Below are 26,151 nucleotides of genomic sequence, written 5' to 3' on the forward strand. Positions count from 1 at the left end.
TGGCATTATTTGATATGTTTCACAGCTGTGTCTATGTCGCAATTGACAGGTACTGATACACAGGAGATATCAATGGACTTGCGCCAACTGCGCCACTTCGTCACCCTGGCGCAAACCCTGAACTACCGCCAGGCGGCCGAGCAGCTGCATATGTCGCAGCCGCCGCTGTCGCAGTCGATCCGCAAGCTGGAAGACGACCTGGGCGTGCAGCTGTTTGAGCGGGATCGGCGCGGCACGGTGCTGTCGGGCGCCGGCCGGGCTGCGTTGGAGAGCGCCAAGCTCGCGCTCTACCATGCGCGCCAGGTGCAGGCCGTGTCACAGGCGACAGCCAGCGGCGAGCTGGGGCGCTTGCATATCGGCTTTATCGGCTCGGCCACGTTCTCGTTGATTCCTCAGCTGGTGCAGGCCTTTCGCGCGGCCTACCCTGCCATTGACCTGGTGCTGACCGAATCGACCACGCGCGAGATCTGCGCCCAGGTCGCCAGCGGAGATTTTGATGCCGGCCTGCTGCGCTACCCGGTGACGCAAGCCACCGACCTGTCCATCACCCTGGTCGAGCCCGATCGCCTGATTGCCGCGCTGCCCGCCGGCAACCCGCTGCTGATCAAGGACCAATTGCAGCTGATCGATCTGGCAGACCAGCCCTTTGTGAACTACCGCCCCAGCGAGGTGCCCGGCCTGCATGCGCTGGTGGTGCTGGCCTGCCAGAACGCCGGCTTTATGCCGCAGATCAAGCAGCATGCTGTGCAGGCCCAGACCTTGGTGAGCCTGGTGGGCGCCGGCCTGGGCGTGGCCCTGGTGCCCGCCGTGGTGGCCAAGGCTTCCACGCCAGGGGTCGTGTTCCGAGAGCTGGCCGATGCGCAGAACCTGCCCCAGATCGGCATTGCGCTGGCGTTGAACCAGCGCCAACCCATCGCCACCGCGCAGCGCTTGAAGGAGCTGCTGCTCCAACTTAAGCCCTGACGAAGGCTGCGACGCTGCTGGACAGCGCCAAAGCCTGAATGCTACGCAGACACAGACGCAAAAAAGGCCGCAGATGCGGCCTTGGGGGTGTTGGTCTAACGACGCAGCGCAGATTATGCGTTTTCGCGCGTTGCGCGCTTGCGGTCGTGTTCCTTCAGGTGGCGCTTGCGCACACGCAGGCTGGAGGGGGTGATTTCCAGCAGTTCGTCTTCTTCGATGAACTCCACACCATATTCCAGCGACATCTCGATAGGAGGCGTGATCTTGATCGCGTCTTCCTTGCCGCTCACGCGGAAGTTGGTCAGCTGCTTGGTACGGGTGGCGTTCACCACCAGGTCGTTGTCACGGCTGTGGATACCCACGATCATGCCTTCATACACAGGATCGTTAGGTTTCACAAACATGCGGCCACGGTCGTCCAGCTTGCCCAGGGCGTAGGTGAAGATTTCACCGTCGTCCATGGAGATCAGCACGCCGTTCTTGCGGCCGCCGATTTCGCCCTTGTGTGGCTCGTAGCTGTCGAAGATGTTGGCGATCAGGCCGGAACCACGGGTCAAGTTCAGGAACTCGTTCGTGAAACCGATCAGACCACGGGCAGGAATACGGTATTCCAGACGGACGCGACCGCGGCCATCGGGTTCCATATTCACCAGCTCGCCCTTGCGCTCGCCCAGGGCTTGCATCACGCCGCCTTGGTGCCCTTCTTCGATGTCGGCTGTCACCAGCTCGATTGGCTCGTTGCGCACGCCGTCGATCATTTGCATCACAACGCGTGGCTTGGACACGGCCAGCTCGTAGCCTTCGCGGCGCATTTCTTCCAGCAGAATGGTCAGGTGCAGTTCACCACGGCCAGCCACTTCAAAGATACCGTCTTCGTCGGTTTCCTTGACGCGCAGGGCCACGTTGGAACGCAGTTCCTTTTGCAGGCGGTCCCAGATCTGGCGGCTGGTCACGTACTTGCCTTCACGACCTGCCAGTGGCGAGGTGTTCACGCAGAAGTTCATGGTCAGCGTCGGCTCGTCAATCTTCAGCATCGGCAGAGGCTGTGGATTGGTCGGGTCGGTCACGGTCTCGCCGATACCGATGTTTTCGATACCGCTGATCAGCACGATCTCGGAAGGACCGGCTTCGCTCGCTTGCACGCGGTCAATACCTTGGAAGGTGTGGACCTGGTTGATCTTGCCGGTGTAGCTCTTGCCGTCCAGACCGGACATCACAGCCACTTGTTGGCCGGGCTTGAGGGTACCCTGGGTGATACGGCCCACGCCGATACGGCCCACGAAGGTGGAGTAATCCAGCGCGGAGACTTGCATCTGCAGCGGTGCCGAGGCGTCGCCTTGCACAGCAGGCACGTGTTCCAGCACGGTTTCGAACAGGGCCGACATGTCGGGACCCCATTGCGCGCCTGGCTCGCCTTCTTCCTTCGACGACCAGCCGTTGATGCCCGAGGCGTACACCACGGGGAAGTCCAGCTGTTCATCGGTGGCGCCGAGCTTGTCGAACAGGTCGAACGCAGCGTTCACGACCTTGTCGGGGTTGGCACCGGGCTTGTCGACCTTGTTCACCACCACGATAGGCTTCAGGCCCAGGGCCAGTGCCTTCTTGGTCACGAAACGCGTTTGGGGCATGGGGCCTTCTTGCGCGTCGATCAACAGCACCACACCGTCCACCATGGACAGCGCGCGTTCCACTTCACCGCCGAAGTCCGCGTGACCCGGGGTGTCGAGAATGTTGATGTGGGTGTCTTTCCAGGAAACGGCGCAGTTCTTGGCCAGAATCGTGATGCCGCGCTCGCGCTCGATGGCATGGTTGTCCATCACGGTGTCCACGACTTTTTCGTGTTCAGCGAAGGTACCAGACTGGCGCAGCAGCTGGTCCACCATGGTCGTCTTGCCATGGTCAACGTGGGCGATGATCGCAATATTGCGGATTTGTTTGCTCATGATGTTTCCAAAATGCCGCTGGCTTGTGGGCGCGGCGTTCCTTCCAAAATTTGTTGAATCTCGACGGGGCTTAAAAGGCGGTCGGGGATGAGCTCGCGCGCCCGGATGTGTGCCACACCCAAAAGCGCAGGAGGCTCCTCTCCATAAACGGCCACTGCATCGGCATCGGCCCATTCACCCCGCCGGCGCAAGCCGGACAGAAATCTGCCTGCATTATCACCATCGAGCGTGACACGGGTGTGCTCGGCCAGCAAGGTGTCGGCAGGCAACACGGTTTGCAGGCGCTGGTCATCCGGGAGCGCTTCGAGGGTTTGCAGGCTCACACAGCGGGACAGGTCAATCCCACCGGTTTCTATGCGGCGCAGGCTGCGCAGATGCGCGCCATAGCCGAGCGCCTGGCCAATGTCTTCGGCCAGTGTTCGCACATAGGTTCCCTTACTGCATCGCACCGTCATCTTGAGGGCGGTAAACGCCTGCTCTTCTTCCACCCTGGACAGCGCCAGGTGCAAGATGGTGACGGCACGCGGCTCACGCTCCAGCGTGATACCGGCTCGGGCATATTCGTAAAGGGCCTTGCCATCACGCTTGAGCGCGCTGTACATCGGCGGCACCTGGCTGATGGCACCAGTGAACTGGGCCGCCACAGCAGCCAGTTTCTCAGGCGTCAAGGCCAGCGCATCGACCTCCCAGATCTGCATCACCTCACCCTCGGCATCGCCGGTGGTGGTGGTGGCACCCAGGTGCACCAAGGCCTCGTAGGTCTTGGGCGCATCGAGTTGCAGTTGGCTGAACTTGGTCGCCGCGCCAAAACACAGCGGCAGCACGCCAGTCGCCAAAGGATCGAGCGTGCCGGTGTGGCCGGCTTTTTCGGCGCGCAGCAGCCACTTCACTTTTTGCAAAGCGTCGTTGCTGGACAGGCCAATGGGTTTATCAAGCAGAAACACCCCGTGCACAGGGCGCCGCTGCACCCGTGTGCGAGGGGCTTTCATGGGCTCAGCCTTCCTCAGGTCCGCGCGATGCCACAGCCTTGGCGATCAAGGCATTCATGTCGGCTGCACGCTCGGTGGTGCGGTCGTAGATGAAATGCAGGGTCGGCACGGTGTGGATATGCAGGCGCTTGAAAAGGCCATTGCGCAAGAAACCAGCAGCCTGGTTCAATGCTTCTTGGGTCTGGTCCGGGTCGCCGATCAGCAAGCTGAAATACACCTTGGCGTGGGCGTAATCCGGCGTCACCTCAACGGCTTGCAGGGTTACCATGCCAACGCGCGGGTCCTTCAACTCGCGGGCGATCAGCTCCGACAGATCCCGTTGGATCTGGTCGGAGACTTTGAAGCTGCGGTTAGGCGCAGCAGTTTTCTTTCGAGTTGCCATCGGAAATTACAGCGTACGAGCGATTTCCTTGATCTCAAAGACTTCCAACATATCACCTTCTTTGATGTCGTTGTAGTTCTTGAGCTTGATACCGCACTCGAAGCCTTCCTTGACTTCCTTGACATCGTCTTTCATGCGGCGCAGCGAATCGATCTGACCCGTGTAGATGACCACGTTGTCGCGCAGCAAACGGAAGTGTGCGTTGCGGGTAACGTGACCCTGGGTGATGTACGAACCTGCCACCGTACCGATCTTCGATGCCACGAACACGGTGCGGATCTCGGCCATACCGATGATCTCTTCGCGCTGCTCGGGTGCCAACATGCCGGACATGGCTGCCTTCAGCTCATCGACCGCATCGTAAATGATGTTGTAGTAGCGGATATCGACATCATTGCTCTCGGCGGTCTTGCGTGCTTGCGCATCGGCACGCACGTTGAAACCAATCACGATAGCCTTGGATGCCAGGGCCAGATTGACGTCCGACTCGCTGATACCACCCACACCGGTGTAGACCATCTGCACCTTGACCTCGTCGGTCGAGAGTTTGAGCAGCGAGGTCGCCAGTGCTTCTTGCGAACCCTGAGTGTCGGCCTTGATGATGATCGGCAGCGACTGAACGCTTCCGGCACCCATTTCGGCAAACATGTTTTCCAGCTTGGCTGCTTGTTGGCGGGCCAGCTTGGTGTTGCGGAACTTGCCAGCACGGTAGGTGGCGATTTCACGGGCACGGCGCTCATCGGGCAGCACCATGAAATCATCACCGGCTTGCGGCACATCCGACAGACCTTGGATCTCGACGGGCAGCGAAGGGCCGGCATGCTTGGCGACCTTGCCGTCTTCGTCGACCATGGCACGCACGCGGCCATAGGTTTGACCTGCCAGCACGATATCGCCGACCTTCAAGGTACCGGACTGCACCAGCACCGTGGCCACAGGGCCGCGACCCTTGTCCAGCTGGGCTTCGATCACGAGACCCTTGGCATTGGCTTCCACCGGTGCCTTGAGTTCCAGCACTTCGGCCTGCAGCAGCACTTGCTCCAGCAGCTCGTCAATGCCTTGACCGGTCTTGGACGACACCGCCACGAAAGGCGAATCGCCACCGTATTCTTCGGGCACCACTTGCTCAACCACCAGCTCTTGCTTGACGCGCTCTGGGTTGGCATCGGGCTTGTCCGCCTTGGTGATAGCCACCACGATTGGCACACCCGCAGCGCGTGCATGCTTGATCGCTTCCTTGGTCTGGGGCATCACGCCGTCATCGGCAGCGGCCACCAGAATCACGATGTCGGTGGACTGTGCACCACGGGCACGCATGGCCGTGAAGGCCTCGTGGCCTGGGGTGTCCAGGAAGGTGATCATGCCGCGTGGCGTTTCCACGTGGTAAGCACCAATGTGCTGGGTAATACCACCGGCTTCACCAGCGGCCACCTTGCTGCGGCGGATGTAATCCAGCAGCGAGGTCTTACCGTGGTCAACGTGGCCCATCACAGTCACCACCGGAGCGCGAGACAGCGCTTCGGATTCGGACTGGGATTCTTCTTCCAGCGTGAAGGCTTCTGGATCGTCCAGCGCAGCAACGTGCGCCTTGTGGCCCATTTCTTCCACGACAATCATCGCGGTGTCCTGGTCCAACGGCTGGTTGATGGTGACCATCTGGCCCATCTTCATCAGCGCCTTGATGACCTCAGATGCCTTGATCGCCATCTTGTGTGCCAACTCGGACACAGTGATGGTTTCTGGCACGTAGACATCGATCACGCGTGCTTCCACCGGTGCAGCCGATTGCGGGCCACGGTGGTCATTGCGGTCGTTACCACGGCGGCCACGAGGACCCGAACGCCAGTTGTTACCCCGGTTGGCCACGCCACCCGACGAGTCACCACGCGTCTTGAGTTCTTTTTTCTTGCCGTTGCTGTCGTTCTGGTTGCTCCAGCTCGACGACAGCTTGGCCGACTTGACTTCCTTGTTGCCAGGGGCGCCAGCGGCAGGCTTGGCAGCGCCAGCACCTGCGGTGGTGGCAGGCTTGTGCAAGGTGCCCTTCTTGGCGTCGGCAGGCTTGACTTCCTTCTTCTCTTCCGAAGGCTTCTTGGCCACGAGCACCTTCTTGGGTGCATTCATCATGGCGCGGATGGCTTCGGCTTCGGCCAAGGCTTTGCGGCGGCGCTCGTCCAGATCGACGGCACGCGCAGTCTCTTCAGCCTCGCGGGCCTTGGACTCGTCGTCGGCCTTTTTCTTGGCTTCAGCCTGGGCTTCGTTGCGGGCAGCCAGATCCTGGGCGTGGATGCGGGCCACTGCAGCCTTTTCCGCGACCTCTTGGGCCTTGCGCTCTTGCGTCTTCACCACGTAGGCAGCGGCGCGTTCTTCCGCTTCGCGCTCTTTGCGCTCGCGGTCTTCGCGCTCGGTGCGGTCGGCACGCTGCTGCACCAGATCAGCTTCTTGTTTGCTGATCTGATCGGCTTCGTGGCGGGCCTCTTCTTCGCGCTTGACCAGCTCAGCCTTGTGCTCGGCTTCCTTTTGCTTGGTCTCGGCGTGCTTCAGGGCTTCTTCCGAATCGGGTTCCGCCACATCGTCACGCTTGACGAAGGTACGTTTTTTACGCACTTCCACTTGGATGGTGCGCGCCCGGCCGGTGGCATCGGCTTGTTTGATCTCGCTGGTAGATTTCTTGGTCAATGTGATCTTCTTGCGGTCGGCAGCGCCGTGGGCGGCCTGCAGATGGGACAACAGCGCTTGCTTGTCTGTTTCGGTCAGTGCATCGGATGCATCTTGCTTGGACACGCCTGCGGCTTGCAGTTGTTCCAGCAATGTATCCGGTGATTTTTGGAGTTCAACAGCGAACTCGGCGACAGTATTACTCGACATATCTTGTTCCGTGCCTCCTGACCTTATTCCTGTCCATCAAACCAATGTTCGCGGGCCTTCATGATCAAGGCTTTTGCGTCATCGGCAGACTGTCCGGTCAGCTCGGTCAATTCATCAATGGCCAAATCGGCCAGGTCGTCACGCGTGTGGATTCCACCAGCTTCCAGCTGGGCTACCAACTCAGGCGTCATCCCTTCGAGATCACGCAACTCTTGGGAAACACGGGCAACACTCTCTTCGTGGACAATTTCCATCGTCAGCAGCGCATCCTTGGCGCGCGTCCGCAGTTCATTGACCGTCTCTTCATCGAAGCGCTCGATCTCCAGCATTTCCTGCAGCGGCACATAGGCCACTTCTTCCAGGCTGGAGAAACCTTCTTCGATCAAGATGTCGGCGATTTCCTCGTCCACATCCAGCTTTTCCATGAACAGTTTGCGGGAAGTGCTGGTTTCTTCTTCCTGCTTCTGGGCCGATTCGGCCGCATCCATGATGTTGATCTTCCAACCGGTCAGGTCGGAAGCCAGACGGACGTTCTGACCGCCACGGCCAATGGCGATAGCGAGGTTTTCCTCATCCACCACCACGTCCATGGCATGTTTTTCTTCGTCCACCACGATCGAGGAAACATTGGCCGGAGCCAGTGCACCGATCACGAACTGCGCGGGGTCTTCCGACCACAGCACGATGTCCACACGCTCGCCAGCCAGCTCATTGGTGACCACGTTCACGCGGCTACCGCGCACGCCGACACAAGTGCCGATCGGGTCAATCCGCTTGTCGTGGCTCAGCACGGCAATCTTGGCGCGGCTGCCTGGATCACGAGCACAGCTCTTGATCTCCAGCAGGCCTTGCTCGATTTCAGGCACTTCGTTGCGGAACAGCTCGACCATGAACTCTGGCGCCGAGCGCGAGAGCAAGATGGGAGCGCCGCGCAAGGTCAGATCCACGTCCATGATCATGGCGCGAACCCGATCACCATTGCGCAGATTTTCCTTCGGAATCATTTCACCGCGCTTCAAGCGGCCTTCCACGCGACCGGATTCGACAATGATGTCGCCCTTGTCCATGCGCTTGACGGTGCCGTTGAAGATCTTGTCGCCGCGTGCCATGAAGTCGTTGAGCAGCATTTCGCGCTCAGCATCACGGATCTTTTGCAGAATGACCTGCTTGGCAGCCATGGCGCCAATGCGGCCAATCGGCACCGATTCGATCTGTTCTTCGATGTAGTCACCGACTTCCACGTCTTCCTTGCGGTCGACGGCGTCCATCAACATTTCTTCGGCATCCGGATTTTGCAGACCCGCATCATCGGGCACCACCAACCAGCGGCGGAAAGTGTCGTAGTCGCCGGTATCGAGATCGATAGCCACACGCACATCCACTTCGCCGGAATACAGCTTCTTCGTAGCCTGGGCCAGGGCAGATTCCACAGCGCCAAACACCACATCGCGCTCTACGTTCTTTTCGCGCGCGATGGCATCCACCAGCATCAACAATTCGCGATTCATGCGACGACTCTCCTATTTCAATCTTTTAACCAGAAGGCGGCATCATCGGCGCCACCATGCGCTAGGCGATTCAGGCTTCGGCTTCGCCGGCACTGCCCGCAGCAGCTTTACCCTTGAAACTCACGATGGGCGCCAGACGCGCTTCCCGCAACTCATCGAACGTAAAACCAAGACTTTGCAAAGGTGCAGGCGGGCGCTTCTTGCTGACGCGAGCGCCGGGCTTGACAGCGGGTGCATCGCTCCAGACGATCTGCCAGCCCCCTGCTTCGGTGCGCTCAAGCGTGCCTCGAAATTTCTTGCGGTTGGCGCTGATCGCAGTGCCTTCGGCGGCTGCGCCAATGGCCTCTCTCAGCGTCAAATCCACCACTTCACCCGTAAAGCGGATGAAATCCTGCTCATGCCGCAAGGGGCGATCAATACCAGGGGACGACACTTCGAGGCGCTTGTATTCCACGCCCTCGACTTCCAGCGCAAACTGCAGCTGGCGCGTGACCTTCTCGCAATCCTCCACCGTGACAAACTGTTCTGGCACGCCTTCCGGGCGGACAGCATCCCCGCTCCATGGCAGATCGATGGTGATGCGTAAAAGGCCGCTGGCGGAGCGTTCGATCTCCACCAAGTCGTAGCCCAGGCCGCTCACCGTTTGTAGGGTGGTTTCTTGCAAGCTCACGTGTGCTATATATCCCGCAAATACAAAAAACCCGAGAACCATGGAATGTTACACATTCCACAGCACCGAGCTGAAAAACATGCGACCAAAAAAAACGGGCGGTTGGCACCGCCCGGTTGGTCGTGTAGACATCTATTATAGGGGCAAACCAGTATCGTTGCAATCACGCGCCCTGCCTTTTAGGCGTGATAACGACTCGGCCTATGCGCTGCGCGCCTGCAATATCGCTGCCGTGCGCTGCAGCAACGCATGGGCATCGTCTTGGGCAGGCAGGGCCTGTGCATCGCCTTGCGAAAAGCGCTCCAGCATGCGCTGCAGCACGCCCGGCTGGGGCAGCACCGGGCCCAGGAACATGGCTTCTTCACCGCGGCCCAGCAACACCGTGGGGAAGGTGGTGATATCCAGCTCCCCCAGCGCCTCTTCTTCGTCTTCGACATCCAGCCACACAAAGGCCATGTCTGGCCATTGCTGGGCCAAGGCCTCAAATACCGCCTGGTACTGGCCACAGGTACCACACCACTGTGCGCATAGACACACCACCAGCCAGGGCGCACGCGCAGCCTCGGTCATACAGCAAACCCCATCCACGAAGAAAGCCGTATTTTTACCACCATTGGCGCTGCCAGGCGGGCCAGGGCATTTGCAAATACGCGCTTCTCTGACTTGAATCAGTTCAAAAAGCAACTAAGTTCATAACAGTCATCAGCCATTGGGCAGTTGCCGGTACAACAGCAAATTGTCACACCATTGGGAGCAGGCATGGATTCCAAAAACTACTACGACGTTCTAGGCGTGGACAAAAAAGCCAGCGCCGACGATATCAAAAAGGCGTTTCGCAAACTCGCCCGCAAATACCACCCCGACCTGAGCAAGGAAAAAGATGCCCAGCAGCGCATGGCCGAGGTCAATGAGGCCAACGCCGTGCTGTCGGATGCGCAAAAGCGAGCGGAATACGACGAGATGCTTAATGCACCGCGCGGTTTTGACCCGCGTGCGGGCAACCCTTTCCGCAACGCCGAGGGCTTTGGCGGCGGCGATTATGAGTTCCGCCGCCAGAGCATGGGGGGCGACGCCGATTACAGCGATTTCTTCCGCGAGATGTTTGGCAATGCCGCGCGCGGCCAGCACCGTACCGGTGCGCCACCACCAATGCGCGGTGACGACCAGCATGCCAGCATCGAGCTGGACCTGATGGACAGCTACCAGGGGGCTGAGAAGACGCTGACCCTGCATGGCCAGGCCTATGACGGCGATGGCAGCCTGCGCAGCCAGGAGCGGCAGTTGCAGGTGAAAATCCCCCCTGGCGTGCGCGAGGGGCAGATGATTCGCCTGGCCGGCCAAGGCGGGCCTGGCTACCAAGGTGGCCCTGCAGGCGATCTCTTGCTGGAAGTCCATTTTCGCCCCGACAAACGCTGGCGTGCCGAAGGCAAGGATGTCTATATGCCGGTGGCGATCAGCCCCTGGGAGGCTGCATTGGGCGGCAGCGCCGAGGTGACAACCCCTGCCGGAACTTTGGAAGTGGGCATTCCCGCAGGCTGGTCTGCCGGGCGCAAGCTGCGCATCAAGGGCAAGGGCCTGCCTTCAGCCACTCCCGGGGATTTGTACCTGGAACTGCAGCTGCACATTCCGCCCGCCACCAACGAGCCGGAACGTGCCGCCTATGCAGATTTTGCCAAGGCCTTCCCCCATTACCAGCCGCGCCAAGGAGACTGACGATGCCCCACTACACGACCACCGTACACACGACGATGCTGGAGATCATCACGGACGATAGCCTCGATGCCGCCAGCCTGGCGCAGGCCTGCCAACGCAACCTGGCCTGGGTGCAGGCCCGCGTCATCGATGGCGTGCTGACACCCAGCACCGGTACGCGCAACCCTGAAGCCGTTGCGAGCTGGCGCTTTGCTGGCACTTGTATTGTTCGAGCGCGCCGCCTGGCCTCGCTGGAGCACACCTACGACGCGGATCCCCAGCTCGCGGCCATGACGGTAGACCTGATGGAAGAGGTTCTGGAATTGCGCCGCCGGCTGCGGCAGCATTGAGCCCCGCCCTTCCCGCTCAGACAGACGCAAAAAAGCCCGCAGATGCGGGCTTGTCTTGACCGAAAAAGCTCCATCCGCATGCCGCGCCTGATCGTGGCAAGCGCGGCATGCGGACGGGGCAAAACCGGTAGCGGTATTAACCGCCCTTGTGCGTGCGCTTGCCTGGGTTCTTCTTCGAACGGGTAGCGGTGCCACGGGCACGGCTAGCCTGTTGACCACGGCCAGCCGTAGGCAGGCTCTTGCCGTTAGGCAACGTGGGTTGAGGGGTGAACTTGCGGTCAGCTTCGGTAACGATTTTGTTGCCCATCCTGGGACCTCGCGATAAACAAAACCGACATTAGGCCACAGATGCTACGCAAGCAGATAAAAATACCTGCTAATTCCCGCGCCTTGGTGCGAAATTAGGCATGCAAGCCGCAAGGCAACCGCGCAAATCAGGCGCTTTGCTTACATTTCGCCCGCTCTACCAGCTTGTAAATTACGTCTATCTGGTTAGGATTCATAAAACAGAACAAGGAATAATTTCTTATGCATGAGCTCGATCATCAACAACGGCCGCAACAGCGCACCCTCTGGCTCCCCCTCGCAGCAGGTGTGGCGGCCTTGGCCGTTTACTGGTGGGCCAGCAGCAAATCTCGCAAAGTCGTACCTGTGGACCTGATCGAACCGGTGGCCGACTTTGATGTGGATCGCTTTGTCGGCGACTGGTATGAGATCGCCCGCATCGAGCGCGGCCTGGGCAAGCCGCTGACACGCTCGCGTGTGGAGTACGAACTGCTGAGCGATGGCAGCCTGGGCATCACCACCCGGGGATTCCATGCAGGCACCCACCGCTGGGTCGAGGGCCATGGTATTGCCCGCTTTGTGGGTGCACCCCACTTTGGCGCGATGAAGGCCTCGTTCATGGGCCCCTTCCATGAGGGCTACCATGTGGTTGCCATCGACCCCGATTACCGCTGGGCCATGCTGATGGGCGACACCACCGACTCCTTCAAGCTGCTCTCGCGCCAGCCAGTGCTGGATGGCAAGACCAGCGACATGCTGGTGCACCAGGCAGCGTTGATGGGCGTCGAGACCTCGCGTATTCATTGGGTGATGCAGGACGGCATCAACCCCACTGGCCACTGGTAAGCGGCTTCCGCTAGCGTCGCCTCTGGCGGCTCATCTTGCCACTTGTAAAGCCTGCGCAGTGCCGCAGGCTTTGCGCTATGAACGGTGTATCAAACGCCGATCCGCTTGGCCCCCGCCCGCTCCTCATCCATCAAGGCCTGCATGCTGCCGGCAAACTGAACCACGCCCTTTTCCAGCACATAGGCCCGGTCGCTGACCAAGCGGGCAAAGTGCAGGTTTTGCTCGCAGAGCAGAATGCTCACGCCCCGGCGCTTGAGCTGCAGCACCATCTGTACCATCTGCTCGACAATCACCGGCGCTACCCCTTCTGAAGGCTCGTCGAGCAGGACCAGATAGGGGTTGCCCATCAAGGTGCGGGCAACCGTCAGCATCTGCTGCTCGCCGCCGCTCATCTGGCCACCGGGGCGCTGCGGCATGGCCGCCAGATTGGGGAAAGCTGCCAGCAGCTCGTCCACGGTCCAGTGGCTGGCGGCGCTGCCATCAGCCCAACTGCGCGGGGGCTGGCGGCCCACCTCCAGGTTCTCCAGCACCGTCAGTTCGCTGAAAATGCGCCGGTCCTCGGGCACATAGCCCAGGCCCATGCGGGCGATCTGCCAAGCGTCAGCCTGCGCAATGCTCTGGCCCATAAAGCGCACACTGCCCTGGCGCCGCTCCACCAGCCCCATGATGGCCTTGAGCGTGGTCGATTTGCCCGCGCCATTGCGGCCCATCAAGGCCACCACCTCACCGCGCCGCACCTCCAGCGCCACATCAAACAGAATGTGGGCCTCGCCATACCAGGCGTTCAACTGGCTCACCTGCAGCAGCACATCGGCGTTTGCGTTGCTTGTCTGCGTGGTCATCACACGGGCTCCTGGCTGTCATAGGTGCTGCCTGTGCCCAGGTACACCGCCTGCACCTCGGGGTTGTGCCGCACAGCCTCCGGCGTACCCTCGGCAATCAGCCGGCCCCGCGCCAGCACGATGATGCGGTCCGCATAGGCGAACACCACATCCATGCTGTGCTCGGTAAACAGCACCGCCATGTTGCGCTCGCGGGCCAGTTGCCGGGTCAGGGCCATCAGTTGCAGCCGCTCGGCCTGGGCCATGCCGGCGGTCGGCTCATCCATGAGCAGCAACAAGGGCTTATGCGCCATGGCCATCGCCAGCTCCACCCGCTTCACATCGCCATAGGCCAGCGCATTGCAGGCGCGGTCCGCTTGGTCCTGCATGCCCACCAGCGCCAGCAAGGCCAGCGCCTGCTCGCGCTCAAACGCAGCCGCTTTTTGCCACAGCCCGAACGTGCGGCCTGCCGCAGACAACAAGGCCATCTGCACATTCTCGGCCACCGTCAGCGAGGCAAAGGTTTCGGCAATCTGGAAGGTACGCCCTACCCCCAGCCGCCATATCTCGCGCGGTAGCTTGCCGCCCAAGGCGGTGCCATTCAGCAGCATGCTGCCGGCATCAGGCCGCAGCTGGCCACCCAGCATATTGAAGGTCGTCGTCTTGCCGGCACCGTTGGGGCCAATCAGCGCCAGCACCTCGCCCGGGCGCAGCGCAAAGCCCACGTCGGCAACGGCCTGCACGCCGCCAAAGCGCTTGCCCAAACCGGTCACTTGCAGCAGTTCTGTCATGGAAATCCAGGTCATTGCGCAGACAGACCCACGCCGCCTGTCGCTTAAAAAATCTGGCCAATGGCCTTTAAAAATCTTGACGCCTTGGGCTGCAAACTCAGCTCAGCTCCAGGCTCGCAGCCATCAAGCGCTGGGTATAGGCCTCGCGGGGGGCGTCAAGCACCTGCATGACCTCGCCCGCCTCCACCACCTCGCCGTCCTTCATCACCAGCACCTCATGCGCCATCGCGCGGATCACCGCCACATCGTGGGTGATCAGCAGATAACTGAGGCCACGCTCGCGCTGCAAGCGCTGCAGCAAAGCCAGCACCTGCTGCTGGATGGTGACGTCCAGCGCGCTGGTGGGCTCATCCAGCACCAAAATCTCCGGGTCCACGATCAGCGCGCGGGCAATGGCCAGGCGCTGGCGCTGGCCGCCAGAGAACGCATGCGGGTAGCGGTCGAGCAGCTCGGGGAACTGCACCTCGGTCATGCCCACTTCGTTCAGCATGGCCAGCACCTGCTCGCGCAGTTGTGCAGCGCTCAGCCCAGGCTGCGCCAGCTGCAGGCCTTCGCCCACGATCTCTTGCACCGTCATCCGGGGCGACAGCGACGAGAACGGATCCTGGAACACCACCTGCACCTTGCGGCGCAGTTGCTGGTTGGAGGCGCTGTTGTGCTGCGGCGGTTGCTGCCAGCTCTGCTGGTCAATGCGCAGCTCGCCCTGGCTGGGCAACAGGCCCAAAATCGCCTGGGCCAAGGTGGATTTGCCCGAGCCCGACTCGCCAATCACCCCCAAGGTCTGGCCCCGGCCCAGCACCATGCTGGCGCCGCGCAGCGCATCAAACCGCCCTTTGCGAAACCAGCCGCGAATGCCTGGCAGCGGGGTGGCATAGCTGACCTGCAAGCCCTGCGTTTGCAGCACCGCCGGCGCATCGGGCTGGCGAGCCACCACCTGGCGCTGGGGCGTGCTGGCCAGCAGCTTTTGGGTGTAGGGGTGCTGGGGTGCGGCAAACACGTCGGCCACAGGCCCCTGCTCCACCAGCCGGCCTTTTTCCATCACGGCCACCCGGTCGGCAAAATGCCGCACCAGCGGCAAATCATGGGTGATCATCAGCACGGCCATGCCGGTCTGTCGCTGCAGGTCGCTCAGCAGTTCGAGAATCTGGCCTCGCAGGCTCACATCCAGCGCGGTCGTCGGCTCGTCGGCAATCAGCAGCTTGGGCCGACTGGCCAGGGCCATCGCAATCATCGCGCGCTGGCGCTGGCCACCGCTCAACTGGTGCGGGTAGCTGCCGGCGCGCCGCTCGGGCTCCCGGATGCCGGTGGTGGCCAGCAGCTCTACGGCCTGCGCCCAGGCCTCCTTGTCGCCCATGCCGCGTTTGAGCTGCAGCACCTCGGCAATCTGCGCGCCCATCGTCAACAGCGGGTTCAGCGCCGTCATCGGCTCTTGGAAGATCACCGCAATCTCATCGCCGCGCACTGCTTGAATTTCACGCTCGGAGATCTGCAGCAGGTTGCGCCCACCCATCAGCGCCTCGCCGCGCAGCTGGGCATCACCCACCAAGCGCAGCAGCGACAGCGCCGTGATGGTCTTGCCCGAGCCAGATTCGCCCACCAAGGCCAGCTTCTCGCCGGCCTGGATGGAAAAGCTCAGGTCCTTGACGACGTCCTGGCCGCCAAAGCCCACATGCAAGTGGTTGACCTGCAACAGCGGCGCAGGCACTGCAGCCGGAATGGATGCACTCTCAAGCATGCTGCGCCTCCTTGGTATTTGCCGCCGCGGTCGACGGTGCTGGTGCTGCGGCGGGCGCAACGGGCTTGTCGCCCGCGGGCGTGTTCAGCTGCTTTCTCGGGTCCAGCGCATCGCGCAGCGCATCGCCCATAAAGGTCAGCAGCAGCAAGGTGATGACCAGCACCGCAAAGGTGGCCAGCGAAATCCACCAGGCATCGATGCTGTTCTTGCCCTGGTTGAGCAGTTCACCGAGACTGGGGGTGCCGGGGGGCACGCCCAGGCCCAGAAAGTCCAGCGAGGTCAAGGTCAAGATCGCCGCGCTCATCTGGAACGGCAAGAAGGTGACCACCGGCGTCATGCTGTTGGGCAGAATGTGGCGCCACATGATTTTCCAGCTCGGCACGCCCAGCGCCTGCGCCGATTTCACATAGTCCATCTGGCGGTTGCGCAAAAACTCCACCCGCACATAGTCAGCCAGCGCCATCCAGCTGAACAGGCTCAGCAGCACCAGGAGCAAGGCCACGCTGGGGGCCAACACGGCGCTGAAGATAATGAGCAGGTACAAGGTCGGCATGGCGCTCCATATCTCGGTAAAGCGCTGGCCCACCAAATCCACCTTGCCGCCAAAAAAGCCCTGGATGGCCCCCGCCAGCACACCAATAATGGTGCCCACTACCGTCAGCGCCAGGCCAAACAGCACACTCACCCGAAAGCCATATATCAGCTGTGCGAGCAGATCCCGTCCCCGGTCATCGGTGCCCAGCCAGTTGTCGGCAGACGGGGCAGACGGCGTGGGCGACTTGGCAAAATAGTTGATGGTGCCCGGCCCAAAATGGTTAGGGGGGAACAGCACCCAGTTGCCGTCTTTGCGCAATTGCTGCTCGATAAAGGGGTCGAGGTAGTCGGTCGCGGTGTGGAAATCGCCGCCAAACGTGGTCTCCGGGTAGTCCTTGGCGAGAGGGAAATAGGTCTGCCCTTGGTAGCGCACGATGAGGGGTTTGTCGTTGCTGAGCACCTCGGCGAACAGGCTGAGCACCACCAGCACTACAAACAGCAGCAGGCTGTAAAAGCCCAGCTTGTTGGACTTGAAGCGGCGCCAGGCGCGGGCGGCGGGAGAGCGGCCGGGTGGCAATGGGGAAACAGGCTTGGTCATTGTTATGGTCTGCGGAGACGGTATGGGCACCCTCCCCCTCCTGTCACTGAATGTGGGTGCCTGGGGCCAACTGTGATGACTGTCGCAGCTGCGGCGGCGATGGCACTAGCATCCGCGATGTCGCTATTGGCCGACAGCCAAACGGCGCGCCATCGGCCATGCTCTGCGCCATGTCTGCCACCAACACCGCCCAAGCCTTGCGCACCGCGCTCAAAAGCATTGCCATTTTTGAAGCGCTCAAAGGCCTGGCCGCACTGCTGGGCCTGTTGGGGCTGCTGAGCCTGCTGCACCACGATCTGCACCGGCTCGCGCTGGAGCTGATCGGGCACTTTGGCCTGTCGCCCGAGGCGCGTTATCCGGCCGTGCTGATCACCTGGGTGGACAAGATCAATGCCACCTCCATCCACACCCTCGTGCTGCTGGGCGCGACTTATATCGCGCTGCGCTGGCTGGAGGCCTGGGGTTTGTGGCATGACAAGGCCTGGGGCGAATGGCTGGGTGCGCTGTCCTCCGGTCTGTACATTCCCCTGGAAGTGCAGCACCTGCTGGCGCACCGCCACTGGCAAGGTGCGGTGGTGCTGATTCTCAATACCGTGGTGGTGGCCGTGCTGCTGCGGCGCTTGTACCTGCGGCGCAAAGCCTGAGCCGCAGCAGAAAGCGGCTGGTGGTGTCGGTAGCGTGGCCAATGCGGGCATACGCGCCTCAGTCAAATTTGACACGCGGATCGACCCAGACATAGCACAGGTCGCTGACCAGCTTGGTGAGCAAACCGATCAAGGTGAACAGGTACAAGGTGCCCAGCACGACGGGGTAATCGCGGCGGATCACGCTCTCGTAGCTGAGCAGGCCCAGGCCGTCGAGCGAGAACAGGGTCTCGATCAGCAAGGCCCCTGTGAAGAAGGCGCCGATAAAGGCGGCGGGAAAGCCTGTGACAATCGGCAGCAAGGCATTGCGGAACACATGGCGCCACAGCACCTGGCGCTCGCTCAGGCCCTTGGCCTTGGCCGTCACCACATACTGCTTGCGGATCTCTTCCAAAAACGCATTCTTGGTGAGCATGGCGGTCACTGCAAAGCTGCCCGCCACCATGGCCGTCACCGGCAAGGTGATATGCCAGAGGTAGTCCACCACCCGGGCGGCCCAGCCCATGTCTTCCCAGCTTGATGACGTGAGGCCGCGCAGCGGAAACATCTGCAACTGCCCGCCAAAAATCACCAGCAGCGCCACCCCCAGCACAAAGCCTGGTATTGCATAGCCAACCAGCACAATGATGGTGCTCAGCAAATCAAAGCGGCTGCCCGCGCGCACTGCCTTGGCAATGCCTAGCGGCACGGCGATCAGGTAGCTTATGAAAAAGGTCCAGAGCCCCAGGCTGATGGAGACCGGCAGCTTGTCCTTGATCAGCTGCCAGACGCTCTTGTTCTGAAAAAAGCTGTTGCCCAAATCAAAGCGCGCAAACTGGCCCAGCATCTGCACAAAGCGCTCGGCGGGCGGTTTGTCAAAGCCGTACAAGGCCTTGATTTCGTCGAGCCGCTTGGGGTCGATGCCTTGCGCACCCCGGTAGGCCATGCCTGCGCCCTCGGCACCACGGCTGCCGGCCTTGGCCTCTGCCAAGTACTGCTCAACAGGGCCACCCGGCACAAACTGGATCACCAAAAACGTCAGCAGCAGGACCCCGAACAAGGTGGGAATCATCAGCAGCAGGCGTTTGAGGATGTAGGCAAACATGCGGTGCGGGCTCCAGGGTCAGCACGGGCGGGCAAGCGCCGTGGCACTGTGGCAAAAAACGCCTGGGCAGCGCGGCTGGCGCGCTTTGGCGGTGAGAGGGATCATATAACGGCTGGGCCCTGCTTCCGGGTGGGTCATGGCTTGGCCGTGTCCGCAGTGAGCGGCGGCATGCGCGCCCACCAGTAGTACATCAGCCAGGTCTCGCCGGTCACATAGGCGGGCACCTGCGGTGGCTCCACCAGGCGCCAGGCGTCATACACCACGCGGTGGCTGGCGGCATACCACTGCGGGATCAGGTAGTGGCCCGCCACAATGATGCGCTCCAGCGCATGGCAGGCGGGCAGCAGCTCTTGCTCGCTCTTGGCGCTGGCCATCTGAGCGATCATGGCATCGACCGCAGGGCTTTTGAGGCCGACAAAATTGCCCGAGCCATCCTGGTCAGCCGCCGCGCTGCCAAACAGCTCGGCGTATTCCTGGCCCGGGATATTGGTGCCCGGCACATTGATCGAGATCAGGTCAAAGTCAAACTTGTCGACCCGCTGCTGGTAGAGCGCGTAGTCGGCCACCCGCAGTTTGAGCTTGATGCCCAGCTTTTCCAGGTTGCGCATCCAGGTGGACACGGTGCGTATGCCGCCTTCGTTGCTGTCGAGGAACTCCAGCTCCAGCGCCTCGCCCTTGGGGTTGCGCAGCACGCCGCTAGCATCGACCTTCCAGCCTGCATCGGCCAGCAGCGCCTGCGCCTTGCGCAGGTTGTCGCGCAGGCTGCTGCCCTGGTCGGTACGCGGTGGGTCTTGCAGGGGCCCCAAGGTGCCGGCGGGCAGGTCTTTCTCAAACGGCTTGAGGAGCGCCAGCTCGGCATCGCTGGGGCTGCCATGCGTTTCGCAAACGGTGTTGCCAAACAGGCCATGCACCCGCTCGTAGGCGCCGTAGAACAGCTGGCGCTGCATCCACTCATAGTCAAAGGCCAGGCCCAGCGCTTCGCGCACCCGCACATCCTGCAGCACCGGCCGGCGCAGGTTTAAAAAATAGCTCTGAAAGCCGGACGGCAACTTGTTGGCAAAATCCCCCTTGCGCAGCTCGCCCCGGTCAAAACGCTTGCCATACAGGCGCCGCGCCCAGTCCCCGGCGCTGAAAAAGCGCATCACATCAAACTCACCGGCCTTCAGCGCTTCCAGCTTGGCGGTGTTGTCCTTGTAGATCTTGATGGTGATTTTTTCAAAATTGGCACTGCCCACGCGCACCGGCAGGTCCTTGCCCCAGTAGCTGGGGTCGCGCACATAGGTGATGTCGCGGCCAAAATTGACCGGGCCAATCTTGTAGGGGCCGCTGCCAATGGGCGTATCGGTCACCACCTGGTCAAAAGGCTTGGGCTTGCCGTCCGCACCCAGGCCCCAATCGCGGCTGAACACCGGCAAGCTGCCCACCGTCAGCGGCAGATCGCGGTTGGGCTTTTTGAAGCGAAAACGCACCGTGCGCGCATCGACCACATCGCAGCCCTCCACATCAGCCAGCAAGGTCTTGTAGCCGGGGCTGGCGTACTGGCTGATCAGCGCCTCATAGCTGTGCTTCACATCCTGGGCCTGCACTGGCTTGCCGTTGTGAAAGCGCGCCGCCTGCCGGATTTTGAATGTCACCGACATGCCATCGGCGGCCACATCGATATCTTCGGCCAGCAGCCCGTAGCCGGCGGTGGTCTCATCCAAGCTGGCGATCAGCAGGCTGTCAAACAGCATCTCGGCCAGGTAGGCCGGGGGCGAGCCCTTAATCGTGAACGGGTTGTACTTGTCAAAGGTGGAGTAGCGCAGCGCACTCACCAGGCGCAGCTCACCGCCTTTGGGCGCATCGGGGTTGGCATAGGCAAAATGCTTGAAATCCGCGGCATAGCGCGGCTCGCCCCACAGGGCATAGGCATGGTTGGCCCAGGCGGGTGCTGCCGCAGCAGCACACAAAATCAGCGGAAGGCAGAATCGCATGCGACAATTCTGCCCTAGCTGGCCACCTGTGCAAGCGTTTACCCCCGAGAAACGCTCTGCGCCGGTGCCCACCTCTTTTTTGGCCATTCCTCATGGCCTGGAACTTATCAGGAGAAGAACAATGGGTTTTCTGACCGGCAAGAAACTGCTGATCACGGGCGTGCTGTCCAACCGCTCTATCGCTTATGGCATTGCCAAGGCCTGCCACCAGCAAGGCGCCGAGCTGGCTTTCAGCTACGTTGGTGAACGCTTCAAGGACCGCACCAGCGACTTCGCCGCCGAGTTTGACTCCAAGCTGATATTTGATTGCGATGTGGCCGATGATGCCCAGATCGAAAAAATGTTTGCCGACCTGGCCGCCACCTGGGGCAAGTTCGATGGTTTTGTGCATTCCATCGGCTTTGCACCGCGCGAGGCGATTGCCGGCAACTTCCTCGACGGCCTGTCGCGCGAAGGTTTCCGCATTGCGCATGACATCAGCGCCTACAGCTTTCCAGCGCTGGCCAAGGCTGCCATGCCCTACCTGAATGACAAGTCGTCCCTGCTGACCCTGTCCTACCTGGGCGCCCTGCGCTCCATCCCCAACTACAACACCATGGGTCTGGCCAAGGCATCGCTCGAAGCCTCCGTGCGCTACCTGGCTGAAGCCGTGGGCCGCACCGAAGACGGCCGCGCGATCCGCGCCAACGGCATCTCCGCCGGGCCCATCAAAACCTTGGCTGCTTCGGGCATCAAGGACTTTGGCAAGCTGCTCGGCCGCGTGGCCGATGCATCCCCGCTGCGCCGCAATGTGACCATCGAAGACGTGGGCAATGTCGCCGCCTTCCTGCTGAGCGATCTGGCCTCGGGCGTGACCGCCGAGATCACCTATGTGGACGGTGGCTTTAGCCAGACGGCAGGCCTGTCGGCAGACCAGGTTTGAGCCTTTCCGCTTGAACAAGAGCCCCGCAGGCTTGGTGCCTGCGGGGCTTTTTGCATTCAATGGCGCGGTTGCATTTTGTCTCACGCTGGTGCCCTCAAGCTAACGGAGTTGTTGAGCCGACCAAAGTGCAAAACTTGCACATTGCCCTGCTTCAGGCAACCGCGGGCTAGCATCCACTCATCATCCAGGTCTTGCGGTCTCGGCGCAAAAGATGGAAGGGAGCCGGTTCATAACCCTGTACGGAAGCGCTTGAGCCGCAATGCATTCGCAAGCACAAACACGCTCGACAGCGCCATCGCCCCCGCCGCAAACACCGGCGACAGCAAGGTGCCATTGATCGGGTACAGCAAGCCTGCAGCCACCGGAATCAACGCCACGTTGTAGGCAAAGGCCCAGAACAGGTTTTGGTGGATATTGCGCATCGCCGTGCGCGACAGCACGATGGCAGTCACGACCCCGCGCAAGTCGCCGCCCATCAGCACCACATCGGCTGACTCGATGGCGATATCGGTGCCCGAGCCCACGGCAATGCCAACATCGGCCTCGGCCAGTGCGGGTGCGTCATTGATGCCATCGCCTACATAGGCAAGAGCGCCATGGGCCGCCCGCAGCCGCTTGACAGCCTCGACCTTGCCATCGGGCAGCACCTCGGCCACCACCTCGTCAATGCCCAGTTGTTGGGCAATCGCCTCGCCGGTGCGGCGGTTGTCGCCGGTGATCATCGCCACCTTCAAGCCCATCGCATGCAGGCTGTCAATCGCTGCACGGGTCGTGGGCTTGATCGGGTCGGCCACGGCAATCATCGCTGCCAGATGGCCATCGATGGCGGCATACAGCGGCGTCTTGCCTTCGGCGCCCAGGCGGGCGGCATCGTCCGCGAACACCGAGACATCGGCACCCAGCTGCGCCATCATGCGGTCCGCGCCCACCTCCACCCGCGTACTCCCCACTTGGGCACGCACGCCAAAACCGGTCACCGATTCAAAGCCGGACAGCGGCGGTATCTGCAGGGCTTCGGCCTGGGCAGCCTGCACAATGGCCTGGGCAATCGGGTGCTCGGACTGGCGCTCGACGGCTGCCACCGCCGCCAGCACGGCGGCGCGCTCAAAGCCAGAGGCCAGCACCAGGTCGGTCAGCGCAGGACGGCCTTCGGTCAAGGTGCCGGTTTTATCGACGGCCACCACCTTCGCATCCTTGAGCAACTGCAGCGCCTCGCCTTTGCGGAACAGCACACCCAACTGCGCCGCACGGCCCGTGGCCACCATGATGGACGTCGGCGTGGCCAGCCCCATCGCACAAGGGCAGGCAATGATCAGCACGGCCACCGCATTCACGAGGGCCAGGCTCAGCGCGGGCGATGGGCCCAGCAGCAGCCAGAGCACAAAGGTCAGCACGGCAGCGGCCATCACCGCAGGCACAAACCACATGGTCACCTTGTCGACCACCGCCTGGATCGGCAGCTTGCCGCCCTGGGCCTGCTCGACCATGCGGATGATCTGCGCCAGCACGGTGTTGCCGCCCACCTCAGTAGCTTCCAGCGTCAACGCGCCCTTTTGGTTGATGGTGCCGCCCACTACCTGGGCACCGCTGGTCTTGTGTACCGGCACCGGCTCGCCGCTGATCATCGATTCATCGACATAGCTCTCGCCATCCCTTACCCGGCCATCGACCGGAATGCGCTCGCCCGGGCGCACCTGCACGGCATCGCCGGGCTGCACCGCATCAATGGCCAGCGACTGCCAGGCGCCATCGCGCAGCACCCAGGCGGTTTTGGCTTGCAGCTGCACCAGGCGTTGGATCGCCGCCGAGGTATTGCCCTTGGCGCGCGCCTCCATCCAGCGGCCCAGCAGAATCAGCACCACGATGACGGCCGCCGCCTCGAAATAGACATGCACCGTGCCCGCAGGCAAAACGGCCGGCGCAAAGGTCGCCACCAGCGAGTACAGATAGGCCGACAAGGTGCCCACTGCGACGAGCGAGTTCATATCCGGCGCCGCACGCAAGAGCGCAGGCAGCCCCAGGCGGTAAAAGCGCCGGCCCGGCCCGGCCAGCACCAGGCTGGTCAGCACCCACTGCAGCAGCCAATTGCTCTGCTGGGGCAGCCATTGGCCCACCCAGTGGTGGAAGCCCGGCAGCATATGGCCGCCCATCTCCAGCACAAACACGGGCGCAGCCAGCACGGCCGCCAGCAGTAGATCGCGCAGCAAGGTTTTTTGCGCCTGCTGCTGGCGCTGGCTTTGGGCATCATGTGCATCGGCGGCATCGCTGGCCTCCGCTGCCTGGCGCAAGGGGTGGGCGGTATAGCCGGCCTTGGCTATGGCCGCCATCAACTGCTCTGCATTCACCCCAGCCGTCAGTTGCACGGTGGCGCGTTCTGTCGCCAGGTTGACCGCGGCCGTCTGCACGCCGGGGACGGCCCTCAATGCGCGCTCGACCCGGCCCACGCAGGAGGCGCAGGTCATGCCCTCCACTTCCAGCTCCAGCGCCTGGGTGGGCACCTGGTAGCCGGCTTTGTTGACAGCGGCCACCGCCTGCTCCAGCACCTGGGCGGCGGGGGCCTGATCGCCCAAAATCAGACTGGCCTGCTCGGTGGCCAAATTCACATGCGCGCTTTGCACGCCGGGGACGGCCTGCAGGGCGCGCTCAACACGGCCCACGCAGGAGGCGCAGGTCATACCCTCGATGGGCAGCTGTAGCAGCGGAGTGGCGGATGGGGTGGTGGGAGATGTCATGGCGGCGGTCTTTCTATCCATGGCAGCTAATGTAGACATTGCCATGGTGTGAAGGTCAAGCCCCTGCCGCCAGCGGCTGCAAATGCAAGGCAGGGCAACGCAGCCGGCCCCGCCAGCCGCCTTACCAGTTGCTCTGAATCTTGCGCCGGCCCTCTTGCGGGAAGGCGGGGGTTTGCGGCACATAAACACCCGGCTGGGCTTTGGGGCTGCTGCCGCCCTTGGCTGCAGCAGTTGCCCCGGCAGACCCAGAACCCGCAGGTGCTGCCCCGGCTTGCACCAGCCAGCTCACCACTTCCGAGCGGTCGGCACGGGTGGCAAAGTCGCTGGCCGTCAGGCCTTGCTGGTTCTTCAGCTTGGGGTCAGCGCCCTCTTTGATCAGTAGCTGCACGGCGCTGCGCGTGCCGTACTGGGCGGCCATCATCAAAGGCGTAGTGCCGTTGGGCGACGCGGCATCGATATAGGCATGGTGCTCCAGCAGCAAAGCAACCATCTGCAGGTCCGAGCCGTCTTCGCTCGGGGCCGATACCGCATAGTGCAGCGGTGTCCAGCCCTCGCGGTTCACATCGGCATCGCGGGCAATCAAGGCCTTGGCCAGATCGACCTGGCCCTTGATGGCGGCCATCATCAGCGGCGTCTCGCCCTTGGCATTGGCCAGGTTCACATTGGTGGACGGCAGCGCAATCATGCCCTTTGCGGCGCGGTAGGAATCGAGCTTGAAAGCCTGGGTTAGGCCCGTCTCGCCCTTTTCACTGACCGTGTTGGGGTCAAAACCGCGTTGCACCAACGCCTCGATGCCCTTGGCATCGTCACGGATGATGCGGGTGAAGAAATCGTCATACGAGCCGGCCTGCGCGGCGGCGCAAGCCAGCCACAGGGCCGCTGCACAGGCGGCGCGAAGCGGAAACAAAGAACCAGGCTTGGCAAGCAGCTTCATGACAGCACTCCGCTGAAAAGTCGGTCGAAATTGCGGTTGGTGGCTTCGGCCACCGCCTCCACGCTGGTGGCGCGCACGGCAGCAATCTGCGCGGCCACATGCGGCACATAGGCGGGGATATTGGTCTTGCCCCGAAAAGGGACCGGCGCCAGATAGGGGCTGTCGGTCTCGATCAACAAGCGGTCTTCCGGCACAAAGGCGGCCACGTCGCGCAGATCCTGGGCCTTTTTGAAGGTGATGATGCCGGAGAACGAGATGTAAAAGCCCAGGTCCAGCGCGGCGCGGGCGACGTCCATGCTCTCGGTAAAGCAGTGGAACACACCGCCTGCGGCGTTCGTGCCACCGGTCTCGCCCTCTTCGCGCAGCAGGCGCAAGGTGTCGTCCGAGGCGCTGCGGGTATGGATCACCAGCGGTTTGCGCACCTGCTGGGCGGCGCGGATATGGGTGCGAAAGCGCTCACGCTGCCATTCCAGATCGGCAATCGTGCGGCCGCCCTTGCGGTCTTCCATGCCGTAATAGTCCAGGCCGGTCTCGCCAATCGCCACCACCCGGGGCAGCGCAGCGCGCGCCACCAAGTCCTGCGCGCTGGGCTCGGTCAGCCCTTCGGTGTCGGGGTGTACGCCCACGCTGCACCAAAAATTGTCGTAGCGCATCGCCAGCGCGTGCACATCGGGGAACTCTTCCATCGTGCAGCTGATGCACAGCGCGCGGGTTACCTGGGCCTCGTCCATCTTGGCGCGGATGGCGGGCAAGTCCTGGGCAAGCTCGGGGAAATTTAGGTGGCAGTGGGAATCAGTGAACATCGGTCGTCAAAGCTGCAGGCGCGCAAACCGCCGCAGTCCAAATACAAAGAACTGCTGCCATTGTCCGCGCTCCGGCTGCCATGCCGG

23 protein-coding genes are annotated in these 26,151 nt (G+C 62.1%); 6 read left to right on the forward strand and 17 right to left on the reverse strand.

All coding sequences use genetic code 11. The features are described from left to right. Positions 1–72 precede the first annotated feature (72 nt). A complete protein-coding gene (locus HS961_RS15670; RefSeq protein WP_182323548.1) occupies positions 73–963 on the forward strand; it encodes a LysR family transcriptional regulator in 891 nt (296 codons plus the stop codon). 113 nt (positions 964–1,076) lie between these two features. On the opposite strand, the gene typA is transcribed toward HS961_RS15670, so the two are convergent. The 7 genes from typA to HS961_RS15705 form a co-directional block, all read right to left on the reverse strand. Then, on the reverse strand, positions 1,077–2,906 hold the full coding sequence (gene typA, locus HS961_RS15675) for a translational GTPase TypA (protein ID WP_182323550.1): 1,830 nt from the start codon (positions 2,904–2,906) through the stop codon (positions 1,077–1,079). Further along, the gene (gene truB, locus HS961_RS15680) at positions 2,903–3,895 is read right to left on the reverse strand and encodes a tRNA pseudouridine(55) synthase TruB (RefSeq protein WP_182323552.1); all 993 of its coding nucleotides are present in this window, start codon (positions 3,893–3,895) and stop codon (positions 2,903–2,905) included. The genes typA and truB overlap by 4 nt, the downstream gene beginning before the upstream one ends. A gap of 4 nt (positions 3,896–3,899) precedes the next feature. Next, positions 3,900–4,277, reverse strand: a complete 378-nt coding sequence (rbfA, locus tag HS961_RS15685) for a 30S ribosome-binding factor RbfA (protein WP_182323554.1) — start codon at positions 4,275–4,277, stop codon at positions 3,900–3,902. Positions 4,278–4,283: 6 nt separating this feature from the next. Further along, positions 4,284–7,142 carry a translation initiation factor IF-2 gene (infB, locus tag HS961_RS15690; protein ID WP_182323555.1) on the reverse strand — a complete coding sequence of 953 codons (2,859 nt, stop codon included), beginning with the start codon at positions 7,140–7,142 and terminating at the stop codon, positions 4,284–4,286. A 23-nt stretch (positions 7,143–7,165) separates the two neighbouring features. Beyond that, positions 7,166–8,650 carry a transcription termination factor NusA gene (gene nusA, locus HS961_RS15695; RefSeq protein WP_182323557.1) on the reverse strand — a complete coding sequence of 495 codons (1,485 nt, stop codon included), beginning with the start codon at positions 8,648–8,650 and terminating at the stop codon, positions 7,166–7,168. 70 nt (positions 8,651–8,720) lie between these two features. Further along, positions 8,721–9,320 (reverse strand): ribosome maturation factor RimP, encoded by a 600-nt coding sequence (gene rimP, locus HS961_RS15700; RefSeq protein WP_182323559.1) that lies wholly within the window; start codon positions 9,318–9,320, stop codon positions 8,721–8,723. A gap of 201 nt (positions 9,321–9,521) precedes the next feature. After that, entirely contained in the window at positions 9,522–9,890 is a 369-nt protein-coding gene (locus HS961_RS15705) for a thioredoxin family protein (protein ID WP_182323561.1), read from the reverse strand. A gap of 189 nt (positions 9,891–10,079) precedes the next feature. Here HS961_RS15705 and HS961_RS15710 point away from each other — a divergent pair, with 189 nt between their 5' ends. Continuing rightward, a complete protein-coding gene (locus tag HS961_RS15710; RefSeq protein ID WP_182323563.1) occupies positions 10,080–11,033 on the forward strand; it encodes a DnaJ C-terminal domain-containing protein in 954 nt (317 codons plus the stop codon). Between the two features lie 2 nt (positions 11,034–11,035). Continuing rightward, positions 11,036–11,362, forward strand: coding sequence for a MerR family transcriptional regulator (locus HS961_RS15715; protein WP_182323565.1), 327 nt, complete (start codon positions 11,036–11,038; stop codon positions 11,360–11,362). A 136-nt stretch (positions 11,363–11,498) separates the two neighbouring features. Here the strand turns inward: HS961_RS15715 and HS961_RS15720 are convergent, their stop codons facing one another. Next, entirely contained in the window at positions 11,499–11,669 is a 171-nt protein-coding gene (locus tag HS961_RS15720) for a hypothetical protein (RefSeq protein WP_182323568.1), read from the reverse strand. Between the two features lie 221 nt (positions 11,670–11,890). Between HS961_RS15720 and HS961_RS15725 the strand changes: the two genes are divergently transcribed. Next, positions 11,891–12,493, forward strand: a complete 603-nt coding sequence (locus tag HS961_RS15725) for a lipocalin family protein (protein WP_182323570.1) — start codon at positions 11,891–11,893, stop codon at positions 12,491–12,493. An 89-nt stretch (positions 12,494–12,582) separates the two neighbouring features. Here HS961_RS15725 and HS961_RS15730 read toward each other — a convergent pair whose 3' ends face one another. The 4 genes from HS961_RS15730 to HS961_RS15745 all read right to left on the reverse strand — a co-directional run bounded on the left by HS961_RS15730 (position 12,583) and on the right by HS961_RS15745 (position 16,972). Continuing rightward, complete coding sequence (locus HS961_RS15730; protein ID WP_182323571.1) at positions 12,583–13,335, reverse strand: ABC transporter ATP-binding protein; 753 nt, start codon at positions 13,333–13,335, stop codon at positions 12,583–12,585. After that, the gene (locus HS961_RS15735) at positions 13,335–14,105 is read right to left on the reverse strand and encodes an ABC transporter ATP-binding protein (RefSeq protein ID WP_182323573.1); all 771 of its coding nucleotides are present in this window, start codon (positions 14,103–14,105) and stop codon (positions 13,335–13,337) included. The genes HS961_RS15730 and HS961_RS15735 overlap by 1 nt, the downstream gene beginning before the upstream one ends. 97 nt (positions 14,106–14,202) lie before the next feature. After that, positions 14,203–15,840, reverse strand: a complete 1,638-nt coding sequence (locus HS961_RS15740; RefSeq protein ID WP_182323575.1) for an ABC transporter ATP-binding protein — start codon at positions 15,838–15,840, stop codon at positions 14,203–14,205. Continuing rightward, the gene (locus HS961_RS15745; RefSeq protein WP_182323578.1) at positions 15,833–16,972 is read right to left on the reverse strand and encodes an ABC transporter permease; all 1,140 of its coding nucleotides are present in this window, start codon (positions 16,970–16,972) and stop codon (positions 15,833–15,835) included. The genes HS961_RS15740 and HS961_RS15745 overlap by 8 nt, the downstream gene beginning before the upstream one ends. 170 nt (positions 16,973–17,142) lie before the next feature. Between HS961_RS15745 and HS961_RS15750 the strand changes: the two genes are divergently transcribed. After that, a complete protein-coding gene (locus tag HS961_RS15750; RefSeq protein WP_182323581.1) occupies positions 17,143–17,616 on the forward strand; it encodes a DUF2127 domain-containing protein in 474 nt (157 codons plus the stop codon). Between the two features lie 58 nt (positions 17,617–17,674). On the opposite strand, the gene HS961_RS15755 is transcribed toward HS961_RS15750, so the two are convergent. After that, positions 17,675–18,700, reverse strand: coding sequence for a microcin C ABC transporter permease YejB (locus HS961_RS15755; RefSeq protein ID WP_182323584.1), 1,026 nt, complete (start codon positions 18,698–18,700; stop codon positions 17,675–17,677). A gap of 134 nt (positions 18,701–18,834) precedes the next feature. Then, positions 18,835–20,673 (reverse strand): extracellular solute-binding protein, encoded by a 1,839-nt coding sequence (locus tag HS961_RS15760; RefSeq protein ID WP_182323587.1) that lies wholly within the window; start codon positions 20,671–20,673, stop codon positions 18,835–18,837. A 121-nt stretch (positions 20,674–20,794) separates the two neighbouring features. Here HS961_RS15760 and fabI point away from each other — a divergent pair, with 121 nt between their 5' ends. Beyond that, positions 20,795–21,595: an enoyl-ACP reductase FabI gene (gene fabI / locus HS961_RS15765; protein WP_182323589.1), complete on the forward strand. Its 801-nt coding sequence runs from the start codon at positions 20,795–20,797 to the stop codon at positions 21,593–21,595. Between the two features lie 227 nt (positions 21,596–21,822). On the opposite strand, the gene HS961_RS15770 is transcribed toward fabI, so the two are convergent. The 3 genes from HS961_RS15770 to HS961_RS15780 all read right to left on the reverse strand — a co-directional run bounded on the left by HS961_RS15770 (position 21,823) and on the right by HS961_RS15780 (position 26,064). Further along, the gene (locus HS961_RS15770) at positions 21,823–24,327 is read right to left on the reverse strand and encodes a heavy metal translocating P-type ATPase (protein ID WP_182323592.1); all 2,505 of its coding nucleotides are present in this window, start codon (positions 24,325–24,327) and stop codon (positions 21,823–21,825) included. Between the two features lie 121 nt (positions 24,328–24,448). Further along, complete coding sequence (locus tag HS961_RS15775; protein ID WP_182323595.1) at positions 24,449–25,261, reverse strand: ankyrin repeat domain-containing protein; 813 nt, start codon at positions 25,259–25,261, stop codon at positions 24,449–24,451. After that, positions 25,258–26,064: a TatD family hydrolase gene (locus tag HS961_RS15780; RefSeq protein ID WP_182323598.1), complete on the reverse strand. Its 807-nt coding sequence runs from the start codon at positions 26,062–26,064 to the stop codon at positions 25,258–25,260. Before HS961_RS15780 ends, HS961_RS15775 begins: the two co-directional genes overlap by 4 nt. Between the last annotated feature and the right edge of the window lie 87 nt (positions 26,065–26,151).

This window comes from Comamonas piscis (assembly GCF_014109725.1).
GTDB classification, from domain to species: domain Bacteria; phylum Pseudomonadota; class Gammaproteobacteria; order Burkholderiales; family Burkholderiaceae_C; genus Comamonas; species Comamonas piscis.

Coding starts and splice junctions, on each gene's coding strand:
- HS961_RS15775 (WP_182323595.1), bottom strand. CDS start 25,261: ATGAAGCTGCTTGCCAAGCCTGGTTCTTTGTTTCCGCTTCGCGCCGCC.
- HS961_RS15705 (WP_182323561.1), bottom strand. CDS start 9,890: ATGACCGAGGCTGCGCGTGCGCCCTGGCTGGTGGTGTGTCTATGCGCA.
- HS961_RS15750 (WP_182323581.1), top strand. CDS start 17,143: ATGTCTGCCACCAACACCGCCCAAGCCTTGCGCACCGCGCTCAAAAGC.
- HS961_RS15760 (WP_182323587.1), bottom strand. CDS start 20,673: ATGCGATTCTGCCTTCCGCTGATTTTGTGTGCTGCTGCGGCAGCACCC.
- truB (WP_182323552.1), bottom strand. CDS start 3,895: ATGAAAGCCCCTCGCACACGGGTGCAGCGGCGCCCTGTGCACGGGGTG.
- HS961_RS15725 (WP_182323570.1), top strand. CDS start 11,891: ATGCATGAGCTCGATCATCAACAACGGCCGCAACAGCGCACCCTCTGG.
- HS961_RS15780 (WP_182323598.1), bottom strand. CDS start 26,064: ATGTTCACTGATTCCCACTGCCACCTAAATTTCCCCGAGCTTGCCCAG.
- infB (WP_182323555.1), bottom strand. CDS start 7,142: ATGTCGAGTAATACTGTCGCCGAGTTCGCTGTTGAACTCCAAAAATCA.
- HS961_RS15735 (WP_182323573.1), bottom strand. CDS start 14,105: ATGACAGAACTGCTGCAAGTGACCGGTTTGGGCAAGCGCTTTGGCGGC.
- HS961_RS15730 (WP_182323571.1), bottom strand. CDS start 13,335: ATGACCACGCAGACAAGCAACGCAAACGCCGATGTGCTGCTGCAGGTG.
- typA (WP_182323550.1), bottom strand. CDS start 2,906: ATGAGCAAACAAATCCGCAATATTGCGATCATCGCCCACGTTGACCAT.
- HS961_RS15770 (WP_182323592.1), bottom strand. CDS start 24,327: ATGACATCTCCCACCACCCCATCCGCCACTCCGCTGCTACAGCTGCCC.
- HS961_RS15720 (WP_182323568.1), bottom strand. CDS start 11,669: ATGGGCAACAAAATCGTTACCGAAGCTGACCGCAAGTTCACCCCTCAA.
- HS961_RS15755 (WP_182323584.1), bottom strand. CDS start 18,700: ATGTTTGCCTACATCCTCAAACGCCTGCTGCTGATGATTCCCACCTTG.
- HS961_RS15740 (WP_182323575.1), bottom strand. CDS start 15,840: ATGCTTGAGAGTGCATCCATTCCGGCTGCAGTGCCTGCGCCGCTGTTG.
- fabI (WP_182323589.1), top strand. CDS start 20,795: ATGGGTTTTCTGACCGGCAAGAAACTGCTGATCACGGGCGTGCTGTCC.
- HS961_RS15745 (WP_182323578.1), bottom strand. CDS start 16,972: ATGACCAAGCCTGTTTCCCCATTGCCACCCGGCCGCTCTCCCGCCGCC.
- HS961_RS15710 (WP_182323563.1), top strand. CDS start 10,080: ATGGATTCCAAAAACTACTACGACGTTCTAGGCGTGGACAAAAAAGCC.
- rbfA (WP_182323554.1), bottom strand. CDS start 4,277: ATGGCAACTCGAAAGAAAACTGCTGCGCCTAACCGCAGCTTCAAAGTC.
- HS961_RS15670 (WP_182323548.1), top strand. CDS start 73: ATGGACTTGCGCCAACTGCGCCACTTCGTCACCCTGGCGCAAACCCTG.
- HS961_RS15715 (WP_182323565.1), top strand. CDS start 11,036: ATGCCCCACTACACGACCACCGTACACACGACGATGCTGGAGATCATC.
- nusA (WP_182323557.1), bottom strand. CDS start 8,650: ATGAATCGCGAATTGTTGATGCTGGTGGATGCCATCGCGCGCGAAAAG.